Here is an 8,592-nt window from a genome sequence, read left to right on the forward strand (position 1 = left end):
CGCCCTTTCATTTACCTATCACGTAACTTTTTCATCCACTCTTCATTGAAATCATCCGATGTACCCCAACCCTCAATAACATCGCCAAGGTTTGTCATATTAGTAGAGTCTGTTAAATCTTCCTGTTTAATTAATCTAGGTTCCAATTTGTAATCCGAAGGTGTTTCCTCGCCAGCAATCTTTTTGGATAGCAATCTCATGTTCATAATTCCGATTAGTTGTGGGTCCACTGCAGCAGTAGATAACCATGTGCTTCCGTCTTCTAGCATTAAATTAATATCTTGATTGGAAATATCAATTGAAATCAAATCTATATCAGAACGCTTATTATCCTTTAATGCGTTAAACCCGCCTTTTGCCAACTCATCCCATGATCCCCAAATAGCATCTACGGATCCCTCTTTGTACTTTCCAAGGATGGAACTTACGCTTGCCGAAACATCTCCTTGAACATTTTGCATATTTGCAGGTCCGATTGTTTCTAACGTTTCTAGTTTGCCGTCTTTTTCATATTGCTGATAGACTTCTTCACGGGAATCCAGTGGAGGAATTCCACCCAACCATAGTTTGATTACTCTTACAGGCTTACCATCTTCGGAAAGCTTTGCAATTTCATCTAGACTCAAACGAGCAAGTTCATGATCGTCCTGAACAGTTGATGTAATCCCATCGTTATCTGCCACAGTATCAAATGTAACTACCTTAATGTCTGCATCTAATGCCATTTGAATTAAGTCCTTTGAATATGCCTCTTTCCCATGCGAAATTATCAAACCATCATACTTTTTTTGAATAGCTTGTTTCACTAAATCTTGGAATTTTGCATCATCACCGTCAGAGATAAAAGTATCTACTTTAAATCCAAAACTCTCACCTTCTGAGCGTGCGCCATCTAAAAATTGTTTTGTATGATCATCAGATGGAAGATTTCGTATAACAGCTATCTTCACATCATTTTGAATTTCCTCAGGCACACCCTCAATCTTTTCCTTTGGTTCACTTGTAGGCTCTGAATTACCACACCCAACCAGCGCCAACATTAAAGCTATAACAGTAAATAAAAAAAATTTCTTCATCCTCTTTCCTCCCCCTATGAAATCGCTTTCAAATTATTATTAACACTATATAACACCTTTTAACACTCGTCAACATATTTTTAAACCTTTCAAGTAATTGAGTTTATATTTTACTATTTTAGCCGTCACAGTGCTAAAACAATAATATTTTATTCATATTATATTCTTAAATTTTGCTATTTATGATTTCTTTCAAGTCATCTCAACTAACTTCACATTAAAACAGTTTAACGAATGATTTTATGTGTTATTTTATTAACATCTAATGACATTTTAAATCTGATGACCTTACTAACCTATCAGAACAAGATCTTTAAAGAAGAAAAACTCGGATGAAGAACTGAGTGAACCGGCTCTGCCTGTCTACCGTAATCATCAAGAAGTAGGAAAGTGTTTGCATCAATCATCAAAACATCCCGAAAATGATGGTGAACAAGAAAAAAATCTGTTCGTTGTATACCAGAAATAAACAAACGATCGTTTTTTTGTTCGAGTAGGATACCGTGCGATACTTGAAGTATTCTAAAACTTCATCAATGATAACTGTTGGTTGAAACACCTTTACAAGACAAGTTTTAATCGACCTTCTTTTGTAGTGGGTGAGTGGTATGGAGTTTAAAGGGGGGATGTGGATTGGACGGATCCAAGCTGCTTGATAGATGATATTGTATAAAAAAAACAGCTTATTAGGAGATCAAGATGAAAATTAGGCATGCTCTTTCAATTTGAGAATGGGTTTATGAGAATTTCTATATTATTTAAGATATTAGCCCCCTAAACACACTTTAATCCATTAAGGAACTAGTACCTTAATGGATCCTCACCCTGCTATTGATAGCACTTCTCTTGATCCCTCAGATTTCAAGAAACACGTGGATGTGAGAAATACATCCGACAAAGTGAACAATATTAAAAGTTACCATGTCCCTAAACAAAGTTTTTTGCAAAATAGTAAATAGAAAGGATCCAAATTTGACCGTCGAGTTTTTAAGTTTAATGTAATGCCAGTGATTTCTCATTAGTCTTTAAAAATCCTCCCATTCGCTCGGCTTTCCTCATAAAATAAAAAAGAAGGAACCCTAAAGGCTCCTCCTCTCAACTATCATAATCTTTAGATCAATTGTTATATTTGTTAACGCGCTCTGTAAAGCCGATTGCCTGCTCTAGAGCATATCCCAACTGATACAGCAACCCCTCACTCCAATGCTTTCCAATCAATTGAACGCCAATTGGAAGACCGCTTTCAGATAGACCACATGGCAATGACAAAGACGGATTTCCGGTGTAATTGGTAGGTGAAGTCAACCGAAGAAGTGCACTGCGAACAGATTCAGTTTCTGTCCCAATCCGAACTTCTCTTTGTCCAATATCTGTAGGCAGGATAGGAAGTGTAGGAGTTAGCAGCGCATCCACTTCATTAAATACCAAATTATATTCCTTAATTAAAGAACTACGCTTTATTTGGGATTGAACATACTCATAACCTCTGACAGATTGACTTGCAATCAGACGATCATAGACCTCTCGATCCAACTCATCTTTATGGTTTTGCATCGTTTCTTGGTGCACTGCAGTTGCTTCTGCTTGGATCGTCACTATTTGGGCAGTGGCGATATCCCGCATAACCGGCATGTTGACAAGCTTGACTTGTATACCTATTTGTTCATATAACTTTATGCAACTTTCCACTGCATCGCTTACTTCTTCTTCAATCCGCTCAAAATACCAGTCAGGAATTCCAATCTTCAATCCGCTAACGTCTTTGCTAATCCGTTCGGAATAATCTTGTACGTCTCTTTGAACAGAATGAGGATCCTTAAAATCATATCCAGCCATCACATTCAATAATAGCGCATTATCTCGTATGGTATTAGTCATCGGACCTATATGGTCAAGTGTATAGGCTAGTGGAAAGGCCCCGACTTTACTGACCAACCCAAATGTCGGTTTCATACCGACCACGCCACATGCAGAAGCCGGAATTCGAACTGATCCACCTGTATCAGTTCCGATAGCTCCTGCAACCATGCCCGCCCCGACTGCTGCTCCCGAACCACTACTCGACCCACCCGTAATTTTCTGAGGGTTGTAAGGGTTATGGCATGTACCAAAGAAGGAGCGATCTCCGGTTGGTCCATAAGCAAATTCATGTGTATTTGTTTTCCCTATGATTACTGCTCCAGCCTCTTCTAACCTATTCACAACTTCAGCATTCATTTCAGGATAATGATTTTCGTATACTTTCGATCCCATCGTCGTCCGGATTCCATGAGTGTTAATCATGTCTTTTATCGCTATGGGGATACCGTGCAATTGACCTTTAAAGTTTTTCTTCTCCGCTTCTTCATCCAACTTTACCGCAGCTTGCCGGGCCTCTTTTGCTGCGACAGTGATGAATGCATTGCATGCAGGATCTCTCTCCGCAATTTTATCCAAACTAGCTTCAACAAGTTCAACAGATGAAACTTCCCCTGCTTTGATTTGCTGAAAAAAGGACGTTAGTGTCATTTATGCCATCCCCCCTTTTAGCTTTACTTTTTGTTGTCGTTGACCAGGTTTTACAAAAATCATGCAGAACATCCCGATTGCCGCTGCAACTGCAGCTGCCGTGAACATTGCAGAATAGCCATGGCTGACAACAAGGAAACCAGTAAGTATCGGCGCAATAATTGTTGCCGTGTTTGTTATGAAGTGTGTAATCCCGCCAAATGTACCAGCACGGCTTGGCTCTGTGTCAATGATGACAGACCAGTAGACCGAGTTAGGTAGTGAGTTAAATGCATTACCGATACTCATCAAGACCATCACGCCGGTAATTGAATTTGCCGTTGGAATCAGCATAAAACAAATAGCAGTAAGCAGGAGCGATACGACTGCCAGTCCAGAACGTGCAATTCTGAGACTGCCCGTCTTCATCCGCAGGTAATCGGAAATTTTTCCTCCGAGCAGCACGGTAAAACACGCTCCAATCCAAGGAATCATGCCCAAATACCATAGCGACGATAATTGGAAACCGAACTCGTCCTGCAAATATTTCGGCGTCCAGGTTAAGAGAAGGAAGTTAATGTATTGGAACGCGAAATAACCGAATGCATTAAAGACAAGAGTGGGATTTTTGAAGAAATGATACCACCGGATTGAGTCATCTTGCGGGTTGACAACTTTTTCGTTCGGCAACAAGTCTTCAACAGAACGGATTTTCTCAAGTTCTTCTTTTGAGACTTTCGGGTTTTGTTCCGGCAAGTCCGTAAACATTCGTGACCAAAAGAAAACCCAGATAATCCCGAGTGCACCCAGCAAGATGAACATTACTTTCCAACTTGTAAAGTACAACAGTCCCACCGCGACCGGTGCTGTCAACATTGCACCAAGCGGTGTACCGAGAAGTCCTAAAGAAACTGCAAACCCGCGTTCTTTTGGAGTAGCCCAGTTGGCATTCGTCTTATTGATCGTTGAGAACGTGGGACCTTCTGCAAAACCGAACAATATCCGGACTACAGCAAATCCAGTAAGCGCAGATCCTCCAAACAGAATCAGACCAATATCACCGGCGAATGCGGTTGTAACGACAAAGACGGACCAACCTATCCCGACCAAAATCCATACAAATTTAGGTCCCTTGCGATCCGCTAGGATTCCTCCGAAAAGTGAACCAAATAAGTAACCAAATCCGAAGTAGCCAAGTACTGCCCCCCAGGAAATCGGGTCGAATCCATATTCTTTAATGATGTCTGCCTGAGCATACGAAATAGCTCCACGGTCAATGTAATTAATGATTACCATAATGACCATCATTAACATGATCTGATAGCGATAATTCTTTTTCAGCATTTTAATCCCCCATTCCTCATTCTTTAGTAAACGCTTGCATGACTTGATTGATAAGTAATAGTTTTTTTACTACTTTCTTAGTTATAACACCCAAATATTTATCGAACAATTCAATTTTAGTGATTATTCTATGCATTCCGCCATATATACAAGGCGTTTGAATGGTGTTCTCCCATCTTAAATGAGTAAGTAAAAAGAGGTAACAAGAAGGGCAACTTTGGGTATACAAGAAGTGGGATCATCGGAACACATCCTTTAGATGTACGTTTTTAATAAAAAACAACCGTTAGGGATCTTTTTCCCACAACGGTTGATTATCGCCTTTACGGCACTTATATACATATACATTCGGAACCTATGCATTGTTGCATAACCACTTTGCATTTCTGCATTACTCTTCTTTAAAGTAACGTTTCAGCTTCCGGCTCACTGTGGATTGGTCAATCTGCAAAGCTCTTGCAATTTGAGTAGTAGAAGCATATTTCTTTCCTGCCAGTTCCAAGAGTTGTTGCTCCACCAATTCTACTGCACTTTTTAATGGCATGATTTCATAAACTTGGACCGCCTGTTCGTTTCTATTGATCAGATCGAGCGAGCTTGGCAATGCTTCCGGTCCTATCTCTTGACCCTCGGATGTAACATAAAGCCTCTCGGTAATATTCCGCAGCTCTTGGACATTTCCAGGCCAATCATATTTTTCGAGTGTTTTAAGCACATTAGGGTTAATCTTTCTATCGTCCTTATAGAGCTCGTTTAATTCCTTCAAGAAGTGGATGATAAGTGGAATGATGTCCTCACGGCGCTCCCGAAGTGACGGCACCTCAATCGGCACGACATTCAAATAGTAATAAAAGTCTTCCCTGAATTTGCCTTCCTCAAGCTTAACCTTCAAGTCCTCACTCGCCGTAGCAATGATTCTAACATCCACCTTTTTTTCTTCCAAAATTCCTCGTTGCAGCGCACGCACTAGTTTAGCCTGAATAGACATAGGCATTTTGTCGACTTGTTCCAAGAATAAAGTCCCTGAGTTTGCCATTTCTATCAACCCAAGACGGTCCTCTGCCCCAAGCAGTTCCTTTTCCAACATTTCAGCAGAGACTGTTTCACAGCTGGTGACCAGCAATGGACCACTGCTGCGGTTACTCCATTTGTGAATCAGCGTAGCAATCCCTTCTTTGCCGACTCCCGATTCGCCAAGCAGGAGGATTGGTGAGTCCGCTTTCGCAACCCGCTGCGCAAATTGAATTACCTGTCTCATTCCAGCACTCCTGGCGATGAATCGTCGTTCCAATGCTTCATTCTCACGGAGTTGCTCGATCTCTTGTCGGTATCCTTCCATCATCTGTTTCAGCAAATCAATTTCGCCTTTCAGTTCCTTTAACTCCGTTACATCTCTCGAAGCGTTCACCACACGAAGTATGTTCCCATTAGAATCCTTTATTGGCGTACCAACTACGAGGAGTCGTCGACCCATCTTAGTTGTTTGAACAAGCGAAACCTTTTCCTCGCGCTCCAGAACTTCACGAGTAACAGACGGTGTAAACACTCCTTCTGCCTCAAGCTGATATACCGTCTTCCCGACAAGTTCGCTTTCCTTATAACCCCATAGCCGCTCACTAGCTGCGCTCACCCGTAAAGTCTGACCTTGTCCATCCGATACATAAATTACGTCATACGAGTGGTCAAAGATTGCCTTGAAATCGAGCAGCAGATTTCGATACGTATCTATTCCAAGTAAAAGTTGATCCAATTCTTCTTCCGTTTGCAGAAGCAGATAATCCCCGTTTTCGTACTTCTCTATTTTTCCAATCAACGTCTCTCCATCTATGTTGCACCTAATCATTTTAAATGTCTCGGATGCGGAAACAGTTTCTATGTAATCCATTATATATGACCCTTCAGATATAGCTGCACTCTTAAACTTTTCCCTAGCATAAAGATTTAGCGACTTGACACAGCCCTTGTCGTCCAAAACCACAAGGCCAATTGGAGCAGTTTCAAAAAGCAATCCCATTCCTTCTGCAATTAACCTATCATCATATTTGATCATCCCGACTTTTAACGAATCTTTGTACTCCATCTGCCTCATTCTCCCTTCATTTCTACTGAGCATTTGACACTCACTTTTATTTCTACCTCCTGTTTAAGTAAGCCCTGATGCGTATGCAAAAATATATGTTAAAGTCCAATAAAACAGCCGGGTTGTAATCAGAATTTATGTAAGTAAAAAACCGGGGAGAAAAGCGATATACTAGAAGAACCGCCCATAATTCTATTGAATAAACCACAATCTCTCCTGTACTAACATTTCTTCCATCATATCATAACTTTAAACAGGTATTTATACATGAAATTACTAGCAGGCTTGTACGGATAGATACTTGTTGAAATGCATATAGTTCAGATTTAATTTCAATTTATATAAAGTTCTCCCCTCTATCACTCTCACAAATTCCAATTGATGGTACCGATAACATGCAAAAGAAGGTCACATGCACCGCTAAAATTTAGTGCCAGTTTGCGAACAAAAATGACAGTTCTAATAATCGCATTTGTTTTTTGCATAAGTGACACAGATTAGTTGATAGTTATTCTTCATAATGTCATTAGTTGGACTCTAGATTATACATGTTCCATACGTATCAGCATGCTAATGTAGTGATCGATCTGCAGTCTAAGTATTGAATTTTAGTGCGGTGACGGTGGGGAAATAAGAATAAATTTATAATAAAAAAATGCTAATTCTTAAGAAAATAAAACAGGAGTGGAAGCCATAATTTTTGCCCCCCTCCTTGTATTAACATTTTACAATTCCTCTAAATTTCGTTCATTCCATGAGTATGATTTAATGAATGTATAACCACCATTAGAGTTTTTTAATCAGAGAGGCGGACTTAAGTGATATAAATTAAGTGTCAGCATATTTTTTGTTTGTTGTGCTATCGAGAGATGGGCTACTCGGAGAAATACTCGACAAATATGACGAAGATTACAACAACTTATTTGAAAAGTTTCCTGAAGAGCGTAATACAATTGCAAAGACAAAGGCATTTACATACTTGGCACTGTAATTTTAAAGCTACTCAGTCTACTATAGGTGAATTCCCGTTCTTACAAGACGTCAATGCATGAAAAAGTCCGAATATCCTCTGTCTCACTTCCGTTTTTTGTATCTCACGAATCGTTAAAATAATAGAAATACTCTTGCATCTCCTATTAACTACGACTCATTCGACGCCCTTGTCTTCAGTCCCCATTTTCCTCATGCTCCGCATATAATATTCCAACGCTCCTGAACCAAGCGAAACCCCGAGGACAATAAAAATAAGACCAATGAAATGAGCAGGCAACAGCTTTTCACCTAAAAATAAACCTGCACCAATCAATGAGAAGAACGTATTTAAGTTCAGAAAAATCGAAGCTCCGGCTGCACCAATCTTTTGAATCATTGAGTTATAGACCATATGACCGATAGCAGTTGCAAATAGGGCAGAAAAGAGAAAAATCAACCATATCGAAACAGAGCCAGTGCGCAAACTCGTGATACCATTCGGCTCTTTCCAAAGAGCAATCAGCAGCAGAAACAGGGAACCAATTAACAACATATAACCGGTCAGCAGTCTAGCATCCATCTTTTCAGAGGCTTTTTTTATAATGATAGTTTGTCAAATTAAGCGCAACAGTT

Annotated in this window: 6 protein-coding genes; 1 reads left to right on the top strand and 5 read right to left on the bottom strand. The window is 40.0% G+C overall.

All coding sequences use genetic code 11. From position 1 onward, the window contains the following. Positions 1-11: 11 nt before the first annotated feature. The 4 genes from H7J92_RS16010 to H7J92_RS16025 form a co-directional block, all read right to left on the bottom strand. Positions 12-1,076: a sugar ABC transporter substrate-binding protein gene (locus tag H7J92_RS16010; protein WP_078817493.1), complete on the bottom strand. Its 1,065-nt coding sequence runs from the start codon at positions 1,074-1,076 to the stop codon at positions 12-14. Positions 1,077-2,192: 1,116 nt separating this feature from the next. Then, positions 2,193-3,584 (bottom strand): amidase, encoded by a 1,392-nt coding sequence (locus tag H7J92_RS16015; protein WP_221837933.1) that lies wholly within the window; start codon positions 3,582-3,584, stop codon positions 2,193-2,195. Beyond that, complete coding sequence (locus H7J92_RS16020; RefSeq protein ID WP_221837935.1) at positions 3,585-4,907, bottom strand: MFS transporter; 1,323 nt, start codon at positions 4,905-4,907, stop codon at positions 3,585-3,587. 391 nt (positions 4,908-5,298) lie between these two features. Next, positions 5,299-6,987, bottom strand: coding sequence for a sigma-54 interaction domain-containing protein (locus H7J92_RS16025; protein ID WP_246603072.1), 1,689 nt, complete (start codon positions 6,985-6,987; stop codon positions 5,299-5,301). 832 nt (positions 6,988-7,819) lie between these two features. Here H7J92_RS16025 and H7J92_RS16030 point away from each other — a divergent pair. Continuing rightward, entirely contained in the window at positions 7,820-7,978 is a 159-nt protein-coding gene (locus H7J92_RS16030) for a hypothetical protein (protein ID WP_176132525.1), read from the top strand. 156 nt (positions 7,979-8,134) lie between these two features. Here H7J92_RS16030 and H7J92_RS16035 read toward each other — a convergent pair whose 3' ends face one another. Beyond that, positions 8,135-8,566: an EamA family transporter gene (locus H7J92_RS16035; protein ID WP_343228098.1), complete on the bottom strand. Its 432-nt coding sequence runs from the start codon at positions 8,564-8,566 to the stop codon at positions 8,135-8,137. Between the last annotated feature and the right edge of the window lie 26 nt (positions 8,567-8,592).

Origin of the sequence: Sporosarcina aquimarina, assembly GCF_019748715.1 — a bacterium.
In the GTDB taxonomy this organism is placed as follows: Bacteria; Bacillota; Bacilli; order Bacillales_A; family Planococcaceae; genus Sporosarcina; species Sporosarcina newyorkensis.

Excerpts from the sequence above, each read along its gene's own strand:
- H7J92_RS16010 (WP_078817493.1), bottom strand. The coding sequence starts at position 1,076 with ATGAAGAAATTTTTTTTATTTACTGTTATAGCTTTAATGTTGGCGCTG.
- H7J92_RS16015 (WP_221837933.1), bottom strand. The coding sequence starts at position 3,584 with ATGACACTAACGTCCTTTTTTCAGCAAATCAAAGCAGGGGAAGTTTCA.
- H7J92_RS16020 (WP_221837935.1), bottom strand. The coding sequence starts at position 4,907 with ATGCTGAAAAAGAATTATCGCTATCAGATCATGTTAATGATGGTCATT.
- H7J92_RS16025 (WP_246603072.1), bottom strand. The coding sequence starts at position 6,987 with ATGGAGTACAAAGATTCGTTAAAAGTCGGGATGATCAAATATGATGAT.